This window comes from Cohnella sp. GCM10027633 (assembly GCF_042675445.1).
Lineage (GTDB): Bacteria > Bacillota > Bacilli > Paenibacillales > Paenibacillaceae > Cohnella.
In genome coordinates this window covers 1-21,422 of record NZ_JBHTGV010000023.1, presented here as the reverse complement: position 1 = coordinate 21,422, position 21,422 = coordinate 1, and the positions used below count along the sequence as shown (strand labels likewise).

General features: G+C 56.6%; 26 protein-coding genes, 10 tRNA genes and 1 rRNA gene. 34 read left to right on the top strand and 3 right to left on the bottom strand.

Annotated elements, in window-relative coordinates:
- Positions 1-9 precede the first annotated feature (9 nt).
- The 17 genes from rrf (at position 10) to ACFQZG_RS27065 (ending at position 7,003) form a co-directional block, all read left to right on the top strand.
- Positions 10-126 (top strand): 5S ribosomal RNA (gene rrf, locus ACFQZG_RS27145).
- Positions 127-161: 35 nt separating this feature from the next.
- Positions 162-237: transfer RNA gene (locus tag ACFQZG_RS27140), tRNA-Thr, on the top strand.
- A gap of 17 nt (positions 238-254) precedes the next feature.
- Positions 255-329 (top strand) — tRNA-Glu (locus tag ACFQZG_RS27135).
- 7 nt (positions 330-336) lie between these two features.
- Positions 337-412: transfer RNA gene (locus ACFQZG_RS27130), tRNA-Val, on the top strand.
- Between the two features lie 21 nt (positions 413-433).
- Positions 434-507, top strand: a tRNA-Gln gene (locus ACFQZG_RS27125).
- Between the two features lie 9 nt (positions 508-516).
- Positions 517-592 (top strand) — tRNA-Lys (locus ACFQZG_RS27120).
- A 26-nt stretch (positions 593-618) separates the two neighbouring features.
- Positions 619-701: transfer RNA gene (locus ACFQZG_RS27115), tRNA-Leu, on the top strand.
- 7 nt (positions 702-708) lie between these two features.
- Positions 709-783, top strand: a tRNA-Gly gene (locus ACFQZG_RS27110).
- Positions 784-786: 3 nt separating this feature from the next.
- Positions 787-863: transfer RNA gene (locus ACFQZG_RS27105), tRNA-Arg, on the top strand.
- A 24-nt stretch (positions 864-887) separates the two neighbouring features.
- Positions 888-964, top strand: a tRNA-Pro gene (locus ACFQZG_RS27100).
- 28 nt (positions 965-992) lie between these two features.
- Positions 993-1,066, top strand: a tRNA-Gly gene (locus ACFQZG_RS27095).
- 106 nt (positions 1,067-1,172) lie between these two features.
- Positions 1,173-1,832: a response regulator transcription factor gene (locus ACFQZG_RS27090; protein ID WP_378157857.1), complete on the top strand. Its 660-nt coding sequence runs from the start codon at positions 1,173-1,175 to the stop codon at positions 1,830-1,832.
- Positions 1,833-1,835: 3 nt separating this feature from the next.
- Positions 1,836-3,308 carry a sensor histidine kinase gene (locus ACFQZG_RS27085; protein WP_378157856.1) on the top strand — a complete coding sequence of 491 codons (1,473 nt, stop codon included), beginning with the start codon at positions 1,836-1,838 and terminating at the stop codon, positions 3,306-3,308.
- Positions 3,305-4,036, top strand: coding sequence for a hypothetical protein (locus ACFQZG_RS27080; protein ID WP_378157855.1), 732 nt, complete (start codon positions 3,305-3,307; stop codon positions 4,034-4,036). Before ACFQZG_RS27085 ends, ACFQZG_RS27080 begins: the two co-directional genes overlap by 4 nt.
- 167 nt (positions 4,037-4,203) lie before the next feature.
- A complete protein-coding gene (locus tag ACFQZG_RS27075) occupies positions 4,204-4,971 on the top strand; it encodes a M15 family metallopeptidase (protein WP_378157854.1) in 768 nt (255 codons plus the stop codon).
- Between the two features lie 99 nt (positions 4,972-5,070).
- On the top strand, positions 5,071-6,276 hold the full coding sequence (locus ACFQZG_RS27070; protein ID WP_378157853.1) for a CapA family protein: 1,206 nt from the start codon (positions 5,071-5,073) through the stop codon (positions 6,274-6,276).
- On the top strand, positions 6,239-7,003 hold the full coding sequence (locus tag ACFQZG_RS27065) for an N-acetylmuramoyl-L-alanine amidase family protein (protein WP_378157852.1): 765 nt from the start codon (positions 6,239-6,241) through the stop codon (positions 7,001-7,003). The genes ACFQZG_RS27070 and ACFQZG_RS27065 overlap by 38 nt, the downstream gene beginning before the upstream one ends.
- 60 nt (positions 7,004-7,063) lie before the next feature.
- Here ACFQZG_RS27065 and ACFQZG_RS27060 read toward each other — a convergent pair whose 3' ends face one another.
- Positions 7,064-7,534 (bottom strand): ImmA/IrrE family metallo-endopeptidase, encoded by a 471-nt coding sequence (locus ACFQZG_RS27060; RefSeq protein ID WP_378157851.1) that lies wholly within the window; start codon positions 7,532-7,534, stop codon positions 7,064-7,066.
- Positions 7,535-7,870, bottom strand: coding sequence for a helix-turn-helix domain-containing protein (locus ACFQZG_RS27055; RefSeq protein ID WP_378157858.1), 336 nt, complete (start codon positions 7,868-7,870; stop codon positions 7,535-7,537).
- Positions 7,871-8,086: 216 nt separating this feature from the next.
- Between ACFQZG_RS27055 and ACFQZG_RS27050 the strand changes: the two genes are divergently transcribed.
- The 17 genes from ACFQZG_RS27050 to ACFQZG_RS26970 all read left to right on the top strand — a co-directional run bounded on the left by ACFQZG_RS27050 (position 8,087) and on the right by ACFQZG_RS26970 (position 21,136).
- Positions 8,087-8,560, top strand: a complete 474-nt coding sequence (locus ACFQZG_RS27050; protein ID WP_378157850.1) for a sigma factor-like helix-turn-helix DNA-binding protein — start codon at positions 8,087-8,089, stop codon at positions 8,558-8,560.
- Positions 8,561-8,662: 102 nt separating this feature from the next.
- Positions 8,663-9,115, top strand: coding sequence for a phage scaffolding protein (locus tag ACFQZG_RS27045; RefSeq protein ID WP_378157849.1), 453 nt, complete (start codon positions 8,663-8,665; stop codon positions 9,113-9,115).
- A 4-nt stretch (positions 9,116-9,119) separates the two neighbouring features.
- Entirely contained in the window at positions 9,120-9,548 is a 429-nt protein-coding gene (locus tag ACFQZG_RS27040) for a phage tail terminator family protein (RefSeq protein WP_378157848.1), read from the top strand.
- Positions 9,545-9,730: a hypothetical protein gene (locus tag ACFQZG_RS27035; protein WP_378157847.1), complete on the top strand. Its 186-nt coding sequence runs from the start codon at positions 9,545-9,547 to the stop codon at positions 9,728-9,730. Before ACFQZG_RS27040 ends, ACFQZG_RS27035 begins: the two co-directional genes overlap by 4 nt.
- A 1-nt stretch (position 9,731) precedes the next feature.
- On the top strand, positions 9,732-11,048 hold the full coding sequence (locus ACFQZG_RS27030) for a phage tail sheath family protein (protein ID WP_378157846.1): 1,317 nt from the start codon (positions 9,732-9,734) through the stop codon (positions 11,046-11,048).
- 18 nt (positions 11,049-11,066) lie between these two features.
- Positions 11,067-11,528: a phage tail tube protein gene (locus ACFQZG_RS27025; protein WP_378157845.1), complete on the top strand. Its 462-nt coding sequence runs from the start codon at positions 11,067-11,069 to the stop codon at positions 11,526-11,528.
- A gap of 24 nt (positions 11,529-11,552) precedes the next feature.
- Entirely contained in the window at positions 11,553-11,972 is a 420-nt protein-coding gene (locus ACFQZG_RS27020; RefSeq protein ID WP_378157844.1) for a phage tail assembly chaperone, read from the top strand.
- Between the two features lie 219 nt (positions 11,973-12,191).
- Positions 12,192-14,183 (top strand): hypothetical protein, encoded by a 1,992-nt coding sequence (locus tag ACFQZG_RS27015; protein ID WP_378157843.1) that lies wholly within the window; start codon positions 12,192-12,194, stop codon positions 14,181-14,183.
- Between the two features lie 77 nt (positions 14,184-14,260).
- A complete protein-coding gene (locus ACFQZG_RS27010) occupies positions 14,261-14,626 on the top strand; it encodes a hypothetical protein (protein ID WP_378157842.1) in 366 nt (121 codons plus the stop codon).
- Positions 14,627-14,695: 69 nt separating this feature from the next.
- Positions 14,696-15,451: a LysM peptidoglycan-binding domain-containing protein gene (locus tag ACFQZG_RS27005; protein ID WP_378157841.1), complete on the top strand. Its 756-nt coding sequence runs from the start codon at positions 14,696-14,698 to the stop codon at positions 15,449-15,451.
- Between the two features lie 6 nt (positions 15,452-15,457).
- Positions 15,458-16,444 carry an XkdQ/YqbQ family protein gene (locus tag ACFQZG_RS27000; protein WP_378157840.1) on the top strand — a complete coding sequence of 329 codons (987 nt, stop codon included), beginning with the start codon at positions 15,458-15,460 and terminating at the stop codon, positions 16,442-16,444.
- 4 nt (positions 16,445-16,448) lie between these two features.
- Positions 16,449-16,739, top strand: a complete 291-nt coding sequence (locus ACFQZG_RS26995; RefSeq protein WP_378157839.1) for a DUF2577 domain-containing protein — start codon at positions 16,449-16,451, stop codon at positions 16,737-16,739.
- Positions 16,736-17,116, top strand: coding sequence for a DUF2634 domain-containing protein (locus tag ACFQZG_RS26990; RefSeq protein ID WP_378157838.1), 381 nt, complete (start codon positions 16,736-16,738; stop codon positions 17,114-17,116). Before ACFQZG_RS26995 ends, ACFQZG_RS26990 begins: the two co-directional genes overlap by 4 nt.
- A gap of 1 nt (position 17,117) precedes the next feature.
- Positions 17,118-18,155 carry a baseplate J/gp47 family protein gene (locus ACFQZG_RS26985; RefSeq protein ID WP_378157837.1) on the top strand — a complete coding sequence of 346 codons (1,038 nt, stop codon included), beginning with the start codon at positions 17,118-17,120 and terminating at the stop codon, positions 18,153-18,155.
- Between the two features lie 3 nt (positions 18,156-18,158).
- On the top strand, positions 18,159-18,779 hold the full coding sequence (locus ACFQZG_RS26980; RefSeq protein ID WP_378157836.1) for a YmfQ family protein: 621 nt from the start codon (positions 18,159-18,161) through the stop codon (positions 18,777-18,779).
- Positions 18,779-20,737, top strand: a complete 1,959-nt coding sequence (locus ACFQZG_RS26975) for an NHL repeat-containing protein (RefSeq protein WP_378157835.1) — start codon at positions 18,779-18,781, stop codon at positions 20,735-20,737. Before ACFQZG_RS26980 ends, ACFQZG_RS26975 begins: the two co-directional genes overlap by 1 nt.
- An 18-nt stretch (positions 20,738-20,755) precedes the next feature.
- Entirely contained in the window at positions 20,756-21,136 is a 381-nt protein-coding gene (locus ACFQZG_RS26970; protein WP_378157834.1) for a hypothetical protein, read from the top strand.
- 203 nt (positions 21,137-21,339) lie between these two features.
- On the opposite strand, the gene ACFQZG_RS26965 is transcribed toward ACFQZG_RS26970, so the two are convergent.
- A complete protein-coding gene (locus ACFQZG_RS26965; RefSeq protein ID WP_378157656.1) occupies positions 21,340-21,420 on the bottom strand; it encodes an IS3 family transposase in 81 nt (26 codons plus the stop codon).
- Positions 21,421-21,422: the final 2 nt, after the last annotated feature.

Below are 21,422 nucleotides of genomic sequence, written 5' to 3'. Positions count from 1 at the left end.
GACTTCTGGTCTGGTGATGATTGCGGAGGGGTTCCACGCGTACCCATCCCGAACACGACCGTTAAGACCTCCAGCGCCGATGGTACTTGGACCGCAGGGTCCTGGGAGAGTAGGACGTTGCCAGGCTAGAGCGTTTGAATGTCATAATGGCTAGGAACCATGCTCTCATAGCTCAGTAGGTAGAGTGCATCCATGGTAAGGATGAGGTCACCGGTTCGATCCCGGTTGAGAGCTCCATCTTCCCAACCATTCATGGCCCCTTGGTCAAGCGGTTAAGACACCTCCCTTTCACGGAGGTAACAGGGGTTCGAATCCCCTAGGGGTCACCACCAATACGGAGGCTTAGCTCAGCTGGGAGAGCATCTGCCTTACAAGCAGAGGGTCGGGGGTTCGATCCCCTCAGCCTCCACCATCTATACAATAGGCTTACCGTTGGGGATTAGCCAAGCGGTAAGGCAACGGACTTTGACTCCGTCATCCTAGGTTCGAATCCTAGATCCCCAGCCATTCTTGAGCGAGCCATTAGCTCAGTTGGTAGAGCACCTGACTTTTAATCAGGGTGTCGTAGGTTCGAGTCCTACATGGCTCACCAGTATTACTTTAGCCAAGTTACATCGTGCGCGTGTGGCGGAATTGGCAGACGCACCAGACTTAGGATCTGGCGGGCGACCGTGGGGGTTCAAGTCCCTCCACGCGCACCATCATTATGCGGAAATAGCTCAGTGGTAGAGCATCTCGTTGCCAACGAGAAGGTCGCGGGTTCGAATCCCGTTTTCCGCTCCATATGCGCCCTTAGCTCAGCTGGATAGAGCGTCAGACTACGAATCTGAAGGCCGGGAGTTCGAATCTCTCAGGGCGCGCCATCTTCACAACTGGATAGGATACATCGGGACGTAGCTCAGCTTGGTAGAGCACCTGGTTTGGGACCAGGGGGTCGCATGTTCGAATCGTGTCGTCCCGACCATTTTCAGTTTCAGCAGTGGGTTTGATGCGCGGGTGTAGTTCAATGGTAGAACTTTAGCCTTCCAAGCTAATAGCGTGGGTTCGATTCCCATCACCCGCTCCATAATTTTAACTTCGAAAGCTTCGCAAATGCGGGGCTTTTTTTGCTGTTATGGCATTCGTGTTACAATATAGGCTACGTAGCACTTATAGAACGGAGTCGAACCCCGATGTCGCGTAGGATTCTTATCGTAGAAGACGATGTCCATATCTCGAAGATCATTAAGATGAACTTGTCCTTAGCGGGCTATGACGCGGTGGAGATCGATGATGGAGCAGCGGCTCTCTCCGAGCTATCCCGGGGAAATCACTTCGACTTGATCCTGCTGGACGCGATGCTTCCCGGCCTAGACGGCTTCGAATTGATGGATCGAATCAAACCGCTCGGCATACCGGTGATCTTCTTGACGGCAAGGAACAGCGTCGTGGATAAAGTGAACGGGCTGAGGCTCGGGGCCGACGATTACATGGTGAAGCCGTTCGAATCGATCGAGCTGTTAGCGAGAATCGAGACGGTATTGCGCAGGTACGGCAAGACGGACAGCGCGCTCGCCTTCAAGGACGTGAAGGTATACCCGGAACGGCGGGAAGCGACGATGAACGATGCGCCGGTCGAATTGACGCCGAAGGAATTCGACTTGTTGATCGTTCTGATCAAGAACAAGAACATCGCCCTGTCTCGGGAGCAATTCCTGGACAAGGTGTGGGGCGCGGATTACTACGGCGAGACGAGAACGGTCGACATGCACATTAAGTCGCTGCGCAAGAAGCTGGACTGGCACGACCAGATCAAGACGGTGTACAAGATCGGCTACCGGTTGGAGGATTAAGCGATGAAATTATGGCTGAAAATCGTGATCTTCACGATCCTTCCGTTCATCTTAGTCGTCGGGGCCGCATCGTACATGGTCATCGAACGCAATCACGGCAAGCTGCTGCAGCAGGCGGCGGAGAGCGGGCTGAATGAAAGCTTGAGCATACGCTCGAGTATAGAGGCGATTGCTCCCGCGCTGCAGCTCTATGATTCGCGCGACTACGACAAGACGGCCATGGCCGATCTCGCGAATATATTCGTCACCAAGCATGGCGAGCAGCGCGATTATCTGGAAATCTCGAGCTCAGCGCTCGGCATCGTATACACCAATATGGATTTCGACATGCCGAAGGAACGGCGGGAATTAACCGGACTAACGACCGAAGAGACCCGATACATGATCAGAGACGTCGGGGAGCGAACATTGCTATTCACCGCGAACAAGATAATCGTGAACGGGCAAGACTACGTGCTGTCCTATCTGAAGGATGTCACGGCGATCTACGAGGAACGGACCGATCAGTATCGCTTCTTCTTGCGAGTGGATGCGATCGCTTGCTTGCTGTTCATGTTGGTGATGTACTTGGTTAGCAAGGGGTTGACGAAGCCGATAGATCGGATGGTACGCACGGCGCAGGTAATCGCGGGAGGCGATTTCTCCGGACGCGTAAAGGCGACGTCCAAAGACGAGATCGGCGTGCTCGCGAACAACTTCAACGAGATGGCCGACGTGGTAGAGACGAAGATAAGCGAGTTGGAACGCAACAATAGCGAGAAACAACGGTTCATCAACAACATTACGCACGAGTTGAAGACGCCGTTGACCTCGATAATCGCTTATGCGGATTTCCTTCGCGTGACGAAGTACGACGAAGGTACTTTTCTGGATGGGCTCCAAGTGATTCACGGCGAGGCGAGACGCTTAGAGGCGCTCTCCGGCAAGCTCATGGATCTGATCCTGCTGGGCAAGGAAGAACGCGCATACTTGCTTCAGTCAGGCCGTCTATCCGAGATCGTGGCCGCAGCGAAGCCGCAAATGGAGCTGAACCCCAAGGCGGTGGCGAAGAACGTGCGGTTCGTCTTGGAGCTATCGGAAGATAGCCATCCCGAAGTGATGCTCGATCCGGATCTCGTTCATATCCTGATTCTCAATCTTGTCGATAACGCGGTAAAGGCTTCCGTCGATGGCGGCCGGATATGGGTGCGCACGAGATGCGAAGATTACGTTGGCGACTGCGTGCTGGAAGTGGCCGACGAGGGCACGGGGATTGCCCCGGAGCATAGGGATCATATTTTCGAGCCGTTCTATATGGCGGATCAATCCCGCACGACGAGCCGGACAGGCACGGGACTCGGTCTATCCATATGCAAGAGCATCGCCGATATCCATCGCGCCAAGATCGAAGTCGCGAGCGAACTCGGCAAGGGAACGACGATACGGGTCGTATTCGGCGAGCAAGCGCGGGTACGGAGGAAGGAGGCGCGAACATGAAGGGGAAGGCAATGATAGGGTTCGCGTTGTCCGCGATGCTGCTGCTGTCCGGATGCGGAACATTCTACGAGACGGTCGAGAAGAACGAAGTCCGGGTTCGCCCCATCGGCAAGACATCCGACGTCTCGGACGGGGACTCCAGACTGATCCTGTCGAGCGAGACGGCGCGCGGATTGGCGGTGCAAGCGCTCGGGAAGTATCTCGACTTGCATCCGGCGGAGGAAGACATGAGCTTCGAAGTGCTATCGTTGGACGCGCCCTCCGTCGGTCAAGCGCTGGATAATCTGTTCCTGTTCCAGGCGGATATCAAGCGCAAGTACATGATCGTGGATGAATACAAAGACGAGAGGATCGTCAGCCCGCTATACTTCGTTACCGTGTCGATCGCCTCCTCCGGGCGGATCATGGTCATCCTTCATGCGGAGACGGGAGAGGTGCTCGGCATCGCCAGGAAGTACGAGACCGTCGGATTTCCAGCCGCGAATAAGGACAAAGCGGATATGATTCAGACCTCCAAAGAGTACTTGGAACGTCTCGGGTACGACATGACGGAATTCGATAACGATGCGAAGCTGAGCTACTACGGCTCGATCTCCGAGATCTATTATCGGAACAAGGAGAACGGCGAGATCGCTCTTAATGTCTCGATCGATGCCAGAACGAATGAAGTCGTCGGCTTCCTGAAAGATATTATGACGCTGCCATTCTTCGCGCCTTACGTGAAGTAATCGCGGCGAATATTGCTCTGCAGCCCCGAGCCCCGGAATCCCGAAGCGGAATCCGGGGTTTTTCGACATGCATACAACTTCTTTACAACTCGATCTAACTTCTCATATATTCGCTTCCTATACTGAAGGAGACCGACAGGTACGAGGTAAACGAAGGAGCTCATCACATGTATAGACTCGAACGCCGTTCCCTAATCGTCCTCGCGGCGCTGTCGCTTGCGTTGACGGCTTGCGCGCATACGCTGGCTTCGCCGCAAACGGGCGAGGCGCTTCATTCGACGGCTATCCCGACATCGGGAACTCCGAATATTGAGGCAGCTACCCAGGAAGCCGGTGTCGGAGAAAAAGTCGACATGACCGGAAATACGGAAGCTTCGATCCTAGCGCTGGTCAACAAGAAGAATCCGTTGCCGTCGAGTTACGCTCCGGAAGATCTTGTAACGGTAGCTGTCCCGACCGTGCTCGATAATCCCGAAGTGAACCAAGCGCGCAAGGAGCCGGCCGATGCGTTAGTCTCCCTGTTCGCTGCAGCGGAAGAGGCGGGCTACCGGCTGTATGCCCGATCGGGCTACCGTTCCTACGCGACGCAAGAAGCACTCTATGCCGGCTATTCGGACAAGCACGGGGAAGACGAAGCCAATCGGTTCAGCGCCAAGGCCGGACAGAGCGAGCACCAGACGGGACTTGCCATGGACATCACGTCCGAGAGCGTGTCGCTCCAGCTGTCGGAAGACTTCGGAATGACGGAAGAAGGCCAATGGGTGGCGGCGAATGCGCATCGATACGGATTCATAATCCGTTACCCGCAAGACCAAGAGAAGATTACAGGTTACTTATACGAGCCATGGCATCTGCGTTATCTTGGGGTGGATATGGCGACGCAAGTGTACGAGAGCGGCTTGACGTACGAACAGTTCGTGAGCGAGAGAGGGTAGGGGAAAGTGAGGCATCAACGGCTACGACATCGACAATGTAAAATAAAGGTACTCGCAACGCTTGCCTTGACGCTGCTCCTCGTCAGTTCGGCGTGCAGTATGCCGCAGCAGCGATCGGATCAAGCCGCCAACGGCGCGGATAGCGCAGCCGGACAGGCCGAAGCGACGGGTGACGCAGTCGCGTCGCAAGCATCGGGCCGCGCGATTCCGGATGAAGAGCAGGACGAGACGATTACGCTCTCCGCCGTCGGCGATATCATGTTCCATCAAACCCAGCTGGATAGCGGTTATAACGAGGCTTCGGGAACGTACGATTTCAAGCCGTTCTTCGAAGAGGTCAAGCCGATCATCGAATCCGCAGATCTCGCCGTGGCGAACTTCGAGACGACGACGGGAGGCACCGACGAATACGCGCATATGGGCTATCCAAGGTTCAATTCCCCCGACGAGTCGATCGATGCGCTTCGATACGCGGGCTTCGACGTGCTATCCACCGCGAACAATCATAGCTTGGATACAGGGCGCAACGGCGTCGTCCGTACGCTCGAACAGATTCATCGCCGGGAGCTGGACACCGTCGGCACGTACGCCGGTAAACCGGAATCCCGCGTGCTCCTGAAGACGGTTAAGGGAATGAAGCTGGCCTTCCTATCTTACACGGAAAGCATGAACGGGCTGGAATCGTCTCTCGCGCCGGCAGAACGGGATACGATGATCAACGTGATCGACAAGGAGAAGATCAAGCAAGATATCGCGGATGCCAAGGCGCTTAACGCGGATTTCGTCATCGCGTTCATGCATTGGGGTGTCGAGTACGCGCGGGAGCCGTCCGCCGCTCAACGCGAGCTTGCGACTTGGATGGCGGAAGCCGGCGTCGATATCATTCTGGGCAGTCATCCGCATGTCATTCAACCGCTCGAGACGATCGAAGCAGGTGACGGTCGCCGGACATACGTCGCGTACTCGATGGGCAACTTCATCTCCAATCAACGAACGGAAACGCTGGATAATCCTTATACCGAGGATGGAGTCATCATTCGATTCGTCTTGCGCAAAGACCGGAAGACCGGACACGCTGCGATCGAAAAGGTCGAGTACGTGCCGACTTGGGTGAATCGCCGGCAAGTGACCGGTCATGACGGTTACGAATTCACGGTGGTCCCGGCAAGGATGAACGCCGGATCGGACACCCGGACCGATGAAGAGAAATCGAGAATGCGTCGCTCGTATACGGATACGACGGCGCAGATGGGAGGCGAATCTACCGATGAACAGGGAATACAGGCGCTCTCGCAAACCCGCTAAGCTAGTCGTGCTCGTCATGGCGTTCGTCCTGCTGTTCAGCGTATGGTCCTTGTCCACCAACGCGCTGTCCCGCTCGGCCAAGAACGATGCGGAACCGGTTCCGATCGTTACGTCGGCGGATGCATCCGTGCAGCAAGGGGATAAGGGCGGTACCGCGGCCGGAGAAGATCGCGTGCGCAGAATCGTCATCGACGCGGGACACGGGGGCGTCGATCCGGGAGCGGAAGGGGTCAGCGGCAACTACGAGAAGGCGGTCACCTTGTTCATCGCGGCCAAGGTCGCGGACATCCTCTCGCAAGACCCGGCCTACGAAGTCACGATGACGCGGGAAGACGATCTCTTCCTGCCGCTCGAGGATCGGCCGGCCATCGCGAACGGCATCGGCGCGGACGCGTTCGTCTCCATTCACGGCAACACGTATACGGATCCTTCCGTGTCCGGCACCGAGACATATTACTACAAGGAAGACAGCATCGCGCTCTCGGAGTCGGTGCACCGGCGATTAATCGACGCGCTCGGTTTCCGCGACCGCGGCGTTAAGCAAGAGGAGTGGAAGGTGCTGACTCATAGCGACGTTCCCGCCGTCTTGCTCGAGCTCGGCTACTTGACGAACGCGAACGAAGAAGCCGCGTTGCTGGACGACGATACGCAGACTCGGACGGCGCAGGCGATCGTCGACGGGTTGAAGGATTATTTTGCAGGGATGGATGGAGTAGTACGAGGGTAGAAGAAGGCTTCGCATGACGATCCGAGCGATCGCGGCGAAGCCTTCTTGTCGTTGTCGGGCCTAACGAGGTTCGAATAGTTCCGCAACGCTCAGAGGTTCGAAGATGACGATATAGCGCGTTCCGACGAAGGCGCATAGCCCGTACCGGTCCTTGTACCGATCGAGTGCGGATTGCAAGAATGGCTCCGTGACGCCGAGAAATTCGGCGATCTCGTGCTGCCCCTTCACTCTCGCATGGTAGGCATCGACGATTCGGCCGAGCGGAACGAGCCGTTCGTGGGCCCACTGCCGGGCGCGACGCTCCTGCTTGCGGTTACGCACGTCGGATTGGTCGAGTATATTGCCGGTCGACGTATAATAATGGCCGAGTTCCTCGGCTAATATGCAAGCCTTCTCGTCGGTCGTCGGGAGCGAGCGATTGATCCACACGGTCTGATCGGCGTATAAGCCCTTCGTCGCGGGAAGCAGCGGTACCTCGTGAACGTCGACCTTCCGATGCCGCGCTTCCTGTAGCAGGCTTTCGTAGTGCATTCAATCGCTCCCTCGCTCGATCCGCTTCATGCGAACGAATTGCTTGAACCGCTCGATCTCCGCCAATTCCTCTTCGGACCAAGCATCACCGTCATGGTGCGCCGCGATCGTCTCCGGTTCCGCCGAATACTCGTCGGAAGCCATCTCCCCGAGCTGTTCGACCGTGAGGCCGAGCGCTTGGCACACTTTCACGACGTTAACGACGGAAGCTCTCGCGAGTCCTCTCGACAGCATCGACTGCAACGTGGTCGGAGGCATGCCGATCTCTTCGGCGAACGCTCTCCGACTCCCTCTCTTATCGATTAACTCCGCTAATATTTCACCCATTCGGTCCATGTTCATGCGTGGCGCACCCCAAAGTCGCAGGTATACGAATATTCGTTCGTCCTTACATCCTACACCATGTATGTATATCTGTAAACGTCATTTTGAACGATTCTGCGTTTATTTCTGTAAAAACAAGGTTGACAATGAACGCAATTGAGATTAAATTAAAGAACACGATATACGCAACTGCGTACAAAAGCGGTAGATAAAGCGGAGGGATAACGCATGACATGGGTGACGGAGCTGCAACGCGAATATATCGCGGGTAGACGCAAGCTGGATAAGTATAGAGAGAAGCTGATGGCCGAGGACCCGTCGGATGAGGTGCTTCGCGAGCTGGCGGTCGTGAAGAGCATGATCGCGGACATGAACTACGCGATAGAGTGGATGCGCACCGGCAGACAACCGAATGCGGGCAGGGGGGCGGACATTCGGGATGCGTACAAGCGGTCCATGCTCATGGACATGGATCTGCTGCCGAACGCCCCGCCGGCCCAAGAATCGAGAATCACGGAGGCGCAGAAAGCCGAGGTCGCCAGAATTCTGCTGAAGCTGTCTCACCGGGAGCTGCAATGTTATCTGCTCCACGTCTCCCAAGGATTGAGCTTCGCGGAGATCGGCAAGGAGCTGAAGCTGACGAAGAGCAGCGTGCAGCAGTTCGTCACGCGGGCGAAATCGAAGGTGGCGCAAGCGATCTGAGCGTCGTTGTCGTACGGCAGACGTACGAATCGGCAGTAAGTATAGGAGAGTAAGACAACGACTCCCGGCAAGGCGGCCCTGTCGCAAGGCGTTAAACTAGGCATGCTTAAGCGGTCGAAGCATAGCGGCCGCGGCAACTGGCACTTCCAGTATAAAAAGGACGGAGGCGAAAAAGGCATGGCGTGGTTGAGGCAATTGCTGAGGTCGTTCGGCATCGAGGAAGAGACGCTGGAAGCAATCGTCGGCCGGATCGGCAAGGAGCTGCCGAAGCACATGGTGCCCAAGCAGCGGTACAACGCGCTTAACGATTCCAAGAAGCAGGCGTTGGTCAGCTTGAACGATCGCGACGAACGGTTGGAGAAGCTGAAGGCCGAGATCGAAGCGAACGAGGCGCGCAAGCTGCAGGTCGATAAGCTGAAGCAAGAGCGCAGGCGGACGAAGGACAAATACGAGTCGGAAATACGCGAGCTGAGGCTGCTAACGGCCTTATTGATCGCGGTCGGAGGGCTTGCCGCGAAGGCGGAAGCCGGACAAGCCGCCGACGAACCGAGGTGAACGAGTGGACATTACGATTAACGATGTGTACGGCGGGGTCATGGACGCGCTGGGCGATCGGTTCCCGGACATTCCCCGTTACGGCGAGGCGGACGGACCGGAGCCTGAAGCGGAACGGTTCGTGCTGAGGTTGTCGCCGGTCGAGCAGACGAGAGCGCTAGGCTCCAGGCATTCGCGCATCTATCGGTTCGCTATCCGATATGTCGCGCCGGAGAGCGGAACTTACGAGCAGACTTTCGAAGTGATCGACGGATTGTTCGAACGAATGGAGAAGATCGCGGTCGGAGGCCATCCGGTGCGAGGTACCGATATGCGGTATGAATTCTCGGAAGGCACGACGCATTACTACGTAACATATCAACTCTATATGCGCGGCAGCTCGGCGAACGAGCCGGTCATGCAGCATATGGATCGGGAGGTCGGCATGAAATGAGCGAGAATACGCCAATCGCGCCTGCGGACGCGGTGTTCGGCAAGGCGCAGCTGCTATCGGCGCGGCGGTTCGCCTCGCAAGATAAAGATATTCTGTCGGCGTTGCTGGACGAAGAATCGAGTTACACGATCGAGCAAGCCGAACAATTGATTACCACATTCAAGTTAAGGACGGTGTCGTAAGATGGCGGGAGGAAATTGGACGGTTCAGAACAAGGTAAGGCCGGGGGTGTACGTGAAGTTCGCCGGCGAAGGAAATGCGGCGGTAACGCTCGGAGAACGCGGTGTCACGGCATTGGCATTGGAACTCCCGTGGGGTCCGGCGAAGACGCTGCTCGAGATTCGGGCGGAAGACGACGTACGCGAGCTGCTCGGATTCGACTTGACGAGCGCGCCGCTCTTGCTCGCCAAGGAAGCGCTGAAGCGGGCGCGTACTCTGCTGCTCTATCGCTTGAACGCGGGTACGAAGGCGACGGCTACAGCGGGCAACTTGACCGCGACGGCCAAGCACGGCGGCGTTCGGGGTAACGACCTGGCGATCGCGGCGCAGGTTAACGTGGACGACGCGGCCAAGTTCGACGTGACGACGCTGCTGGACGGCATCGTCGTGAACAAGCAGATCGGCGCGAACGTCTCGGACCTGGTCGCCAACGAATGGGTGACGTTCGCCGGTACCGGCAGCCTGTCGGCGACGGCCGGCGTACCGCTTACGGGCGGCGCCAATGGCAGCGCGACGAACGGGGATCATTCGGATTTTCTCGCGGCGTTGGAATTGAAAGACTATCAGACGGTCGCTTACGCCGGAACCGACACGACGCTCAAAGGCGTATACGCGGCTTTCGTTCGCAGACAGCGGGAGGATGAGGGCAAGAAAGTGCTGGGCGTCTTGGCAGCCTATCCGACGGCGGATTACGAAGGAATCGTCAGCGTCAAGAACGGCGTCGTTCTCGCGGACGGCACGACGTTGTCGGCGGCGCAGGCGACCGCTTGGGTAGCTGCGGCAACCGCGGCGGCCTCGGTATCCGAGTCGCTGACGTATGCAGGGTACGACGATGCGGTCGACGCATCCCCCCGCTATACGAACAGCCAGATCGAAGCGGCGCTGCAAGCGGGCGAGCTGGTGTTCACCGCCGGCAACGGCAAAGCCTACGTCGAGCAGGACGTGAACACGCTGAAGAGCTTGTCCACGGACAAGCCGGCGTCGTTCCGCAAGAACCGCGTCATTCGCGTGCTCGACGGCGTGAGCAACGACTGCAAGCGGATTTTCGAGACGTCGTATATCGGTAAGGTAAGCAACAACGCCGACGGCCAGAGCTTGTTCCGCGCGGCGATCGTCTTCTACCTGGAGGGCCTGCAGCGTGCGGGAGCGATTCGCGACTTCAACTCGCAGACCGACGTTACGGTCGCAGCGGGTGCGGAGGCGGACAGCCTGTACATCGAGGCGAACGTTCAACCGGTCGATTCGGTCGACAAAATCTATATGCGCGTCAACGTACGCTAATAAGGAGGCGGAAAAAAGATGGCACTGCACGCGAGAGATACGATTTCCGGCCAAGAAGGCCGGGCATACGCCACGATCGGCGGAGAGCAGCACGAGATGTTCTACATCAAGTCGCTGGAGGCGACGGTGGAGAAGTCGAAGGTGGAAGTGAAGACGCTCGGCCGCCGCGGCACGCAGCATAAGGCGAACGGCTGGAACGGCACGGGCTCGATGACGATCTACTACGTGACGTCGAAGTTCCGCGAGCTCATGCAGAAGTACGTCAAGGACGGCATCGATACGTACTTCGACATCCAAGTCGTGAACGAGGATCCGAACTCCTCGATCGGCAAGCAGACGGTCAATCTGACGGGCGTCAACTTGGACAGCGTCATTATCGCCAAGCTGGACACCGAAGCGGATCTGCTCGACGAAGAAGTCGCCTTCACTTTCGAAGGCTTCGACGTCGCGACGCCGTTCACGCATCCGACGAACGTATAACGATCACTAGAGGAGGAATTGGGAATGTCTAGTTTAAGCGCATTTTACGCGCAGAATGCAGCGGCGGCGAACGCCGTGGAAGTCGTCGTCTCCGACCGCTTCAAGGACGCGGACGGTCAGCCGATCCCGTGGCAACTGCGCAGCATGACGGAGGAAGAGAACGAGAGCATCCGCAAGTCGGCGACCCGGCAAGTGAAGGCGAAGGGCGGCAGATCGACGGAAGTGAACGGCGACGAGTACATCGTCAAGCTGGCCGCGGCGAGCGTCGTCTTCCCGAACTTGCGCGACGCTGAGCTTCAGAAGTCGTACGGCGTGCTCGGCGCGGACAAGCTGCTCCGGACGATGCTGCTGCCGGGCGAATACGCGCAGCTCGTCAATAAGGTGCAAGAGATCAACGGCTTCGATCGCGATACGGAAGAGTTGATCGAAGACGTAAAAAACTGATCAAGGAGGGCGACGCGGAGGCGAACTACGCCTACTACGCCCTCCATGAGCTCGGCATCCTGCCGCATGAGCTGATGCGCATGAACCGGTACGAGCAGGCCGCTATCTACGCGATGATCGACGAGCGCGTGCAGGCGGAGAAACGGAAGATGAAGTCGGCGAAGAGGCGGTAGGCCTCTTCGCCGTTCTTTATCATTCTGAGGGAAAGGAGAGGATAGAATGGCAACGGTAAGCAGTTCGTTAAAGTCGTACCGTGCGCTGTCCGAGGTGTTGCTGCGAGTGGGCAAGCGCATGGACCTGATAGAAGCTGCCGCGAAGAGACTGAAGCGATCAGTCGAATCGCCGATTCGATTGAAAGTCGATACGTCCGGGCTGGACTCGGCGATGGCAGGGGTGCAATCCCTGGCGGGGCAAGTTGCCGGGCTGCAGGAGAATATCGGTCAACAAATGGGCGCGAGCGGCTCGGCGGCCGGCGGGTTATTGGATACGATGAAGAACATTGCTTCGACGGTATTCTCCATGGATAACGTGAAAAGCCTGCTCGGCTCGACGCTGGGCGGGGCGATGGAGCAGCAGAAGCTGCTCGACGCGTTCATCGCCCGAACCGGCGACGCCCAAGTCGGACAAGCATTATTCGCTAAGATCAAGGCGGAAGCGCTGACGGCCGGCCAGGACGTAAACGAGGCGATGAAGAACACGCTCTCTTTCATGGGCAATACGAACAATACGGATCAACTGAGCCAGTTGAACGAGATGGCGTCGCGGATGGCGGCGTTCGATATGTCAGGCGGCGGCATCGCTGACGCGGCGGCCGCGCTGAAAGCGGCAATGTCCGGAGATACGGGCGATTTAGCTTCGCAATACAACATGTCTCAGCCGGAGATCGACGCGTCGAATATCCAGAAGCTTGCAGAAGCGGGAGACATGGAAGGGTTCCTGCAAGCGTTCGATACGCTGCTCGAGAAGCAGAATATGGGCAAGCAGGCATTCGATCAGATGATGGCCACTCCCGCCAACCAAGTCGATCAGTTGGGGAATCGTTTCCAGTCCGTGATGGCGGATGCCGGCATGGGAGCGCTGCAAGCGATCGCTCCGCTCATTGCTTCGGTAAACGCGGCATTCGCAAGCGGACAGTTCCAGCCGTTCTTCGATACGCTGGGCGAAGGACTGTCGCTCGCGGCTACGGGGTTCGCCGCTCTGGGCGATATCATGCTGCAGGTGGCCGAGTTCTTCTCCTCGAATTGGAGCATCATCGAGCCGATCATCTGGGGTATCGTAGCCGCGGTCGGCGTCTACTTGCTGCTTACCCAAGGTCTCGCGATCGCGACGGCGGTCGTTACCGCCGCGCAAGCGATATGGAACGCGGTCATGAACTTGAATCCGATCATTCTGATCATCACCCTGGTCGCAGGACTCATCGTATGGCTATTCAAGCTATGGGAGAGCAACGACGCTTTCGCGGCGGGGCTTATGAGCGCTTGGAACGGGCTCTTGAACTTCTTCGATCAGGTTCCGATCTTCTTCGCGATGATCGGGTTCGGAATCGTTAACGTCTTCCAGAGTGCGCTCGTGCTGACTCTCAAAGTCGTCGAGAAAATGATCAACGGAGTCATCGACGGCGTGAATTGGGCGATCAATGCACTGAATAAGATACCGGGCGTAAATATACAAGCTGTCGGGCAAGTGAACTTCAGCTCCGGCGCGGAAGCGAACGCCGCCGCAATCAAGCAGGCCAACGCCGCTGCTCTGAAAGACATGCGCGCGGAAGCTGCGAGCAAGGCTAAGGAACGGGCGCAGAAGAGCGACGACATGTTGGCCGAGCGCCAAGCGGCTCGTAACGCCAAGAGCGCGCAGAACAATCCGAATACGGATCAAATTCTGGCCGATTATAATCGCGCGAATGCGTTATCGACTCCTCCGGCAGCGTTAAGCGCGGTTAACGCAGGCGATCAAGCCTTGAATGTAGAACGAGTCGGCGAAGTCGGCAAAGTCAATTCGACGGTCGAAATCTCGAGCGAGGATCTGAAGGTTATTCGCGATCTGGCGGAGATTCAGTCGATCCAGAACTTCGTCACGCTGACGCCGACGGTGAGCGTCACGACGGGGCCGGTCAGCAAGGAAGTGGACGTAGACGACGTCATAATGAAGATCGGCGCCCGAGTCAGCCAGGAGATCGAGTCATCGGCGGGCGGCGTCTATGCCGGCTTTTAAAATCTCCTAAATAATGATAAAATAGGAGACTGTTCTACATTTTCGCGTAGCGTAATAAAGAGAAAAGGGTGGAGTCAATGAAAAAGGTAGCGATACTTCTGCTGCTGGTCGTCGTGTTGGCGGCTTGCGGAAACGGCAACGACAAAGCGACCGTATCCGAAGGGCCGGCAAGCTTGTCCGATCTGATTCAGGTCTTCACGGACGCGGGCATCGAAGTCGATCCGAACGAACAGCAGATGTTCCAGATGGTCGGCGCGATCAACGGCGTGATGTTCTATATGGCGGGCAACAAAGTCGTCAAAATTTACGAGTACGAAGATACGGACGCGATGAAAGAAGCGGCGAGCCAATTCGACGTTATGAAAGATTGGCCGTCGAACGGACGATTCCTACTTGAGACGTTGAGCGAGCAAGCGAAGGAACTGTTCGCAAGCGCGAAATAATCGTATATCAGTTATAGCGGCAAGCGCTCCCGAGGGGGCGCTTTTTATTATGGCCGGAGGTGAGTGGAAATGCCGGATCAAAGCCCATACATGACGCAGCCGTTCACGATGGCGCTCTCCTACAACAACGGGGATGAAGGCTGGTTCTTCCCCGTGCTTCCGGAGGAGATCAAGATCGAGCGGGGCGGCGCGGGCAAGGAATACAACATCGTCGGTCTCGGGCGCATGAACGCGATCGAAGCGCCGGAGCTTCGGAAGATTACGGTCGAGAGCTTCTTCCCGGCGGACGCGTCGGCGTCGTACGTGTACCGAATTACGAAGCGAGACGAGGAGAAGTCGGCCGGACTAGCGCAACAGCTTAAGCCGCATCGGTTCGTGCAGGACATTACGAAATGGATGAATTCGCGGCATCCGGCGAGGTTCATCTACGTCGGGCAAGAGACCGGCGACGACAGCACGAAGATTCATCTTCCGGTGTCGATCGACAAGTTCGATTATTGGGAGGAGGCGGGCTCTCCCGGAGATATCTACTTCAAGTTGGATCTGCTCGAGTATGTGTTCTACAGCCCGATCAAGATCCGTTCGGTCGTCCAGGAGGACGGCTCGACGAAGCAAACGAAGGAACAGGCGAAGCGCGCCGATTACCGGGTGCCCCCGACGACTTATACGATCAAGCCCGGGGATAACTTGATCCAGATCGCTCGCCTGCAGCTCGGCGACGACGCGCGGTGGCGGGATATCCAGAAGCTGAACGGGATCAAGGACGGAGAGCTCCGGTCGCTTCGCGTCGGCCGGGTGTTGCAGCTTCCGTCGAAGAAAGGGTGAAGCGGGATGGGGATGTATCGGGACCTTCAGATCATCGTCGACAATCGCAACGGGACGATGTGGGATATCACGAGCCTCGTTCCGCAGTTCGGTTGGAAGACGAGCCGCGTCGGCAAGCCCGGTTCGTTGGATCTGACCGTGGTGCTTCCGCCGGAGTGGCAGTCGTCGGCGTTCACGGTCGGCTGCGGAGACGTGGTTAGAGTCCAACTGGACGGGCGGGCGATTTTTTACGGATACGTGTTCACGATCGATAGCTCTGCAGAGCGCGAATGGCAATTGACGGCGTACGACCAGATCCGGTATTTGCTCGAGGCGGACTCTTACTACGGCGCGAACGTCAAAGCTTCTCAGGTACTCATCGATAACGCCAAGGCGATAGGGCTTACGGTCGGTCACGTAACGGATACGGAATTCGTCATTCCGGTGTTCGGCGAATCCGGACAGAAGCGGCTGGATATGATCTGCAAGGCGTTGGACCAGACGCTGCTCTCGAAGGGAACTTCGTTCGTGCTGTACGACGACGCGGGTCGGTTGACGCTGCGCAACTTGACGGAGATGCGAGCGAACGTCCTCATCGGCGACCGCAGCTTGGCTTACGGGTACTCGGCTTCCCGAAGCATCGATTCCGAGACTTACAACCGGATCAAGCTGGCGAAGGACAAGAAGAGCGGCGGGGGCGAGAAAGTTAAACCGTACGAGCTCGAAGACAGAGAGACGATCGCCAAGTGGGGGCGGCTGCAGCTATATCAGACCGTCGACGAGGGCTTGAACGAAGCGCAAATCAAAGAAATGGCCGAACGGCTGCTAAAGCTGAAAAACCGGGAGCAACGGAAGTTCTCGATCGAGGCGCTAGGGGATATTTCGGTGAGAGCGGGATCGGTCGTGCAGGTGACGATCGCGGAGCAGGGGATCAACCAGAACTACTTGGTCGAGGAATGCAAACATTCTTTTCAAGGCGGGAGCCATACGATGTCGTTGGAATTGAGGGGGTAACGGGATGCTGAACGAGATGAAGCGGGTCGTCGGGGCGTATATGCAGTCGCAGCAGCTGATGGACGTCGTCTACGGCACGGTGACGAAGGCGAGTCCGCTCGAGATTACGATCGACCAGCGGTTCGCGCTGACGGAAGCGTTCCTGATCGTGCCGGAACACATGACGGAGCTTAGCTTGACGATTGCGGGGGAGCTTACGGAAATTCGCCGGGGATTGGAATCGGACGATAAGGTCATTCTGTTGCGAACGTCGGGCGGCCGGCAATTCATCGTCGCGGGGAGGCTGACGGCATGAGTCTGCCGATAGGCGCCGCGTTGGCGGCGGAAGCAGGCGACCAGCCGATGCCGAGCCGAACGTATCGGTTGGATTGGGCGAGCGGACGGGCGGTCGGAATGATCGACGGTCTGGAGGCGGTGAAGCAGGCGGTGGGCAAAACGCTGCGCACGGAGCGATTCCGTCATGCGATCTATTCGGGCAACGTGGGTCATTCGATCCGAGTCGGAATCGGTCACCAGGCTGAACTGCAGTCGCTCGTCGCCGATGCTTTGTCGGTCGATGATCGGGTGAAGGACGTGACCGATTTTCGGTCGTCCGTGAGGGGCGACGCGATCGAGATCGGTTGCACGGTCGTATCCATCTATGGGAATACGACGATTCGGGAGGCGATGTGACATGTACGAAGGGCAATCTTATTCGGTCATTCTGGAACGGATGCTGGACAGAATCCCGGATACGGTAGACAAGCGGGAAGGCAGCGTCATCTACGACGCATTGGCTCCGGCGGCATGGGAGATGAACAGGCTTTACGCGGAGCTGGATACGGCGTTGAACCTGGCGTTCGGGGATACGTCGTCTGGGGGCTTCCTCGACTTGCGGGCATCGGATCGCGGGGTGACCCGAAGAGCGGCGACGCGGTCGAAAAGGTTAGGCTTGTTCTTCTCGGAAGGCGAAGCGCCGTTCGATGTGCCGATCGGCAGTCGGTACGGCATCGCCGGAGATTACTATATCGTGACGGAGCGATTGGGGTTTGGGAGCTTCGAGTTGGAGGCGGAAGCGGCCGGCGAGGGCGGGAATCAGCGCTTCGGGGCGCTGCTGCCGCTCGATTACGTGCCTGGGCTCGTTCGAGCGGAGCTGGCGGACGTGCTCGTGCCGGGCGCGGATACGGAGACGGACGAGGAGCTGCGGGCTCGTTACCTGCTTGCCGTCCGGCAGCCGGCCACGAGCGGCAACGCGTCGCATTATAAGCAGTGGGCGTCAGAGGTAGCGGGCGTGGGCGCGGCGCGGGTCGTCTCGTTGTGGGACGGGCCGGGCTCGGTCAAGCTCATCATCGTGGATGCGGACCGGCATCCGGCGACGCCGACGCTCGTCTCGGACGTCGCGGATTATATCGAGACGCTCCGGCCGATCGGAGCGGCGGTCACGGTCGTGTCCGCGACCGCGCTGGCAATCTATGTCGCCGCATCGGTTACGCTCGCGGCGGGGTATTCGCTGGCGGATGTTCAGGAAGCGTTCGAGGCGACGATTACGGAGTATGTGAAGTCGGCGGCGTTCGAGTCGACGTACGTAAGCTACGCGAGAATCGGAACGCTGCTGCTTGGTACGCCGGGCGTCATCGATTACGCGGTATTGACCGTGAACGGCGGCACGTCCAACGTCTCGTTGGACGACGACCAGGTGCCTACTGTCGGCACGGTCGAGCTGGAGGTGTAGGCGATGGCTTCGGATAACGTCGGCGGGCTATACGGAACTTGGCTCTATATGGGAGATGAGGGCGAAATGCCGGATGCGCCAGCGATTGAGCTGTTGAGTCTGCTTCCTCCGTTCTATGCTGAGATTCGCGAGTTCAACGCATTGATGTCCTCGGAAGGCGAGGAGCTAGGGAAGCTTCGGGGCGAAGCGGACGCCGTGCTGGCGCAATTGTTCTTGCCGACGGCGACATGGGGGATCGCTCGGTGGGAGCAGGAGCTCGGGCTGGCGGTCGAGCCGGCGAAGCCGCTCGCAAGACGCCGCGAGCAGGTCGCGGCGAAGCTGCTCGGCAGCGGCACGACGACCCGGGAGATGATCGTTCGCGCGGCGGCCGCGTTCAGCGGCGGTGAAGTCGAAGTAGACGAGCATCCGGCAGAGCATAGGTTCGTCGTGCGGTTCGTCGGCACGCTCGGCATTCCGCCCGACATGCAGGCTTTCGTTCGCATGCTAGAGGCGATTAAACCTGCGCACCTGGCGTACGACTTCGAATATACGTACACGGCTTGGGGGGCTTTGCCGGAGATGAGCTGGAGCGAAGCCGCGGGATCGACTTGGTACGAATTAAGAACTTATGGAGGTGCGACGTAATGTTGTACACGACGAATCTGAACTTGAAGAAGCCGCAGAACGCCGACACGGTGAACGTCGAGGACTTCAACGGCAACGCCGACATTCTCGACGCCGCGGTGCAGGGCAAGGTCGACAAGGTCGCGGGCAGAGGGCTGTCCCAAGAGAATTACACGACGACGGAGAAGAGCAAGCTCGCCGGCATTGCGTCGGGGGCGAATCTGTACGCGCATCCGAACCATACCGGGGACGTGACGAGCAACGGCGACGGCGTCACGGCGATCGCGCCGGGCGTCATCGTGAACGCCGACGTCCATGCCGCGGCCGCGATCGACGCGAGTAAGATCGGCGGCGGTACGGTGGACAACGCGGAGTTCGGGTATCTGAACGGCGTGACGGGAGCGATCCAAACGCAGCTCGACGGGAAGTCCGCGGTCACCGATTACATTCGGCAACCGGGATTTGCGACAGCAACTGGCTCCGCCAACGCTTACGCGGTGACGCTGTCGCCGGCGCTTGCCGCATATGCCGCGGGTGTCTGCGTCGCGGTGAAGATCAACGTAGCCAATACCGGCGCGTCCACTTTGAATGTGAGCGGGCTAGGGACGAAGGCGATCCTCGACAGCAAGGGGAGCGCGATGATCTCCGGCAAGTTGAAGGCGGATAGCGTGTATACGCTTCGCTACAACGGAACGGCTTTTATTGTACAGGGTGAAGGGGGGGAGTATGGAACGGCGGTCGCCGCGGACGTGCTGGCGGGGAAGACGATCGGGACGGATGCGGGGTTGGTTAGTGGGACGATGGTGAATCGCGCCGCTATAACTGATAATCTAGGATATTCCACAGATGGAGCTGGATATTTTAACTTTAAGATTCCTAATGGTGCATACTTATCGAATGCGGTAAGTGGTTCGCCGGAGATTAGAGCCTTAGCCCTCGATGCACTACCAGCCAATATACGTAAAGGGAAATCAATATTCGGTATAACTGGAAACAGTCTTGAATATGGAGTGGGAAGTGTAGTGCCGATCGGAACAGTACCGGTTAGTTGGGGGTGGGATGGGTACGGAGTATCTAATTTTTATGAGTCTATTGATATTAGCCCTATTAACGGAGAAATGGTTACATTTGAAAACCGTCAGTATTTACGATGGTATACAGCAGGGGGATCAATCTACTTTTCGCCGTATTTAAACTTTGGCGCGAATCAAGGTTGCCCCAAATTTAGACGCGATGGAAAGCTTACAGTTGCTCAACAACAAGGTCGTATCCAATGCTATCATGCATCTTATGGCGGACAATATTGGGACTCGACTTCTGGTGCGGGATGGGTGGCGGCTGGAGATACGGGATCTTCTCCGTCAGCGGTATGTGATACATCAAATAATATGTATCATATTGGTCCAACTATAGGCTATCTTCAAAAAATAAATGAAAATGGTAGTTTTGGGTGGCGAGTGTCATTGGATGTGCCTGCGGTTAGCTTGTGTATAGATTCAACAGACAATATTTATGTGACAGCTACGAATGGTGCAAACCCCGGCATTAACTATCTATATAAGTACACACCAGGGGGCACACAGGTATTTCGCGTACCGATCGAGACAAGCTCGTATGGCGGCGTTCCTCAGATTCAATACGATTCTAAAAATAATCGTATTGTTATTTTCGGATATAAGCCGGCTGAAGCAAAGCATAGGATTTATTTTTATACTGTTGCAGGAGTTTTACTATCTAGTTTCGTCGCAGCAATTCAACATAGCGCGACGGGAGGGCTCATCGTAGACCCGTTTGGCGATATATATCAAGTATCTACGGGAGCAGGTAATGGTGTTGTTAGGTACAGAAGTTCTGGAACAGTGCAAGAAACACTAACTTTTGATCCAATTGAAGGATTCTATTCCCCATATGACGGGTTTGTGTATATAGCTAGAGGTGGGGGCGCAATAAAATTAAAAGGCTATGCCACTATTATTTAATTTGAGAGGGGAATTACCATGTATTTTGTACAAACACAAGAGATAACTCCATCTAAGCATAGAGTTCATGCCATTCATTATCTACATGAAGGCCTAGAACACAATGTACCCGTTGACGAAGTAGGACAAGGTTTTGCAGTTAGTGTAATGCCTCAACCGGATAGTTCAATCATAGACCTCGGGAACATGGGGGAGTTGTTTATTAATCCTCAAGATTTATCTATGTGGTATGAATATATTCCTCGTCCAAAGACGGAACGTGAGATGCTGGAAGTCGCTAATTCGGAAATCCAGTTGCTACAGTCTAAACTTTCTCATGCAGAGCAAGTAACTTTGGAAACTATTGCTACACAAGAAAAGCTTATTGAAAAATTAGTTCAACTAGGGGTTATATGGTGATGGTCATACTATTCTAAAACGTTCTTTTCCGACAAAATAGAGAAAGAATGGATTTCTTCTTAATGATAGCCGATACTAATGCAATAAATTGGGATGTTCAGGGCTATCGTGAGCAAGTAAAAACCACAATACAATAATGATTAGAAGACCTCCCAACAATGAAGTGCCCCCCGTCAAGTAGACAGTATAATAAATAAAAATTGTTATGCGGCCTTAGCCCTGTATTCCATGGGGCTGAGGCCGTTTAGTTTTCTTTGTAGTCGTTCGTAATTATAGAATCGGATGT

Bases quoted from the DNA above. Each gene is read 5' to 3' on its own strand.
- ACFQZG_RS26990 (WP_378157838.1), top strand. From the start codon at position 16,736: ATGAGTCTGCCGATAGGCGCCGCGTTGGCGGCGGAAGCAGGCGACCAG.
- ACFQZG_RS27065 (WP_378157852.1), top strand. From the start codon at position 6,239: ATGAACAGGGAATACAGGCGCTCTCGCAAACCCGCTAAGCTAGTCGTG.
- ACFQZG_RS27010 (WP_378157842.1), top strand. From the start codon at position 14,261: ATGAAAAAGGTAGCGATACTTCTGCTGCTGGTCGTCGTGTTGGCGGCT.
- ACFQZG_RS26980 (WP_378157836.1), top strand. From the start codon at position 18,159: ATGGCTTCGGATAACGTCGGCGGGCTATACGGAACTTGGCTCTATATG.
- ACFQZG_RS27070 (WP_378157853.1), top strand. From the start codon at position 5,071: ATGCCGCAGCAGCGATCGGATCAAGCCGCCAACGGCGCGGATAGCGCA.
- ACFQZG_RS27030 (WP_378157846.1), top strand. From the start codon at position 9,732: ATGGCGGGAGGAAATTGGACGGTTCAGAACAAGGTAAGGCCGGGGGTG.
- ACFQZG_RS27035 (WP_378157847.1), top strand. From the start codon at position 9,545: ATGAGCGAGAATACGCCAATCGCGCCTGCGGACGCGGTGTTCGGCAAG.
- ACFQZG_RS27015 (WP_378157843.1), top strand. From the start codon at position 12,192: ATGGCAACGGTAAGCAGTTCGTTAAAGTCGTACCGTGCGCTGTCCGAG.
- ACFQZG_RS27045 (WP_378157849.1), top strand. From the start codon at position 8,663: ATGCTTAAGCGGTCGAAGCATAGCGGCCGCGGCAACTGGCACTTCCAG.
- ACFQZG_RS27080 (WP_378157855.1), top strand. From the start codon at position 3,305: ATGAAGGGGAAGGCAATGATAGGGTTCGCGTTGTCCGCGATGCTGCTG.
- ACFQZG_RS26985 (WP_378157837.1), top strand. From the start codon at position 17,118: ATGTACGAAGGGCAATCTTATTCGGTCATTCTGGAACGGATGCTGGAC.
- ACFQZG_RS27090 (WP_378157857.1), top strand. From the start codon at position 1,173: ATGTCGCGTAGGATTCTTATCGTAGAAGACGATGTCCATATCTCGAAG.
- ACFQZG_RS27050 (WP_378157850.1), top strand. From the start codon at position 8,087: ATGACATGGGTGACGGAGCTGCAACGCGAATATATCGCGGGTAGACGC.
- ACFQZG_RS27055 (WP_378157858.1), bottom strand. From the start codon at position 7,870: ATGGACCGAATGGGTGAAATATTAGCGGAGTTAATCGATAAGAGAGGG.
- ACFQZG_RS27060 (WP_378157851.1), bottom strand. From the start codon at position 7,534: ATGCACTACGAAAGCCTGCTACAGGAAGCGCGGCATCGGAAGGTCGAC.
- ACFQZG_RS26995 (WP_378157839.1), top strand. From the start codon at position 16,449: ATGCTGAACGAGATGAAGCGGGTCGTCGGGGCGTATATGCAGTCGCAG.
- ACFQZG_RS27000 (WP_378157840.1), top strand. From the start codon at position 15,458: ATGGGGATGTATCGGGACCTTCAGATCATCGTCGACAATCGCAACGGG.
- ACFQZG_RS27020 (WP_378157844.1), top strand. From the start codon at position 11,553: ATGTCTAGTTTAAGCGCATTTTACGCGCAGAATGCAGCGGCGGCGAAC.
- ACFQZG_RS27025 (WP_378157845.1), top strand. From the start codon at position 11,067: ATGGCACTGCACGCGAGAGATACGATTTCCGGCCAAGAAGGCCGGGCA.
- ACFQZG_RS26975 (WP_378157835.1), top strand. From the start codon at position 18,779: ATGTTGTACACGACGAATCTGAACTTGAAGAAGCCGCAGAACGCCGAC.
- ACFQZG_RS27075 (WP_378157854.1), top strand. From the start codon at position 4,204: ATGTATAGACTCGAACGCCGTTCCCTAATCGTCCTCGCGGCGCTGTCG.
- ACFQZG_RS27005 (WP_378157841.1), top strand. From the start codon at position 14,696: ATGCCGGATCAAAGCCCATACATGACGCAGCCGTTCACGATGGCGCTC.
- ACFQZG_RS27085 (WP_378157856.1), top strand. From the start codon at position 1,836: ATGAAATTATGGCTGAAAATCGTGATCTTCACGATCCTTCCGTTCATC.
- ACFQZG_RS26970 (WP_378157834.1), top strand. From the start codon at position 20,756: ATGTATTTTGTACAAACACAAGAGATAACTCCATCTAAGCATAGAGTT.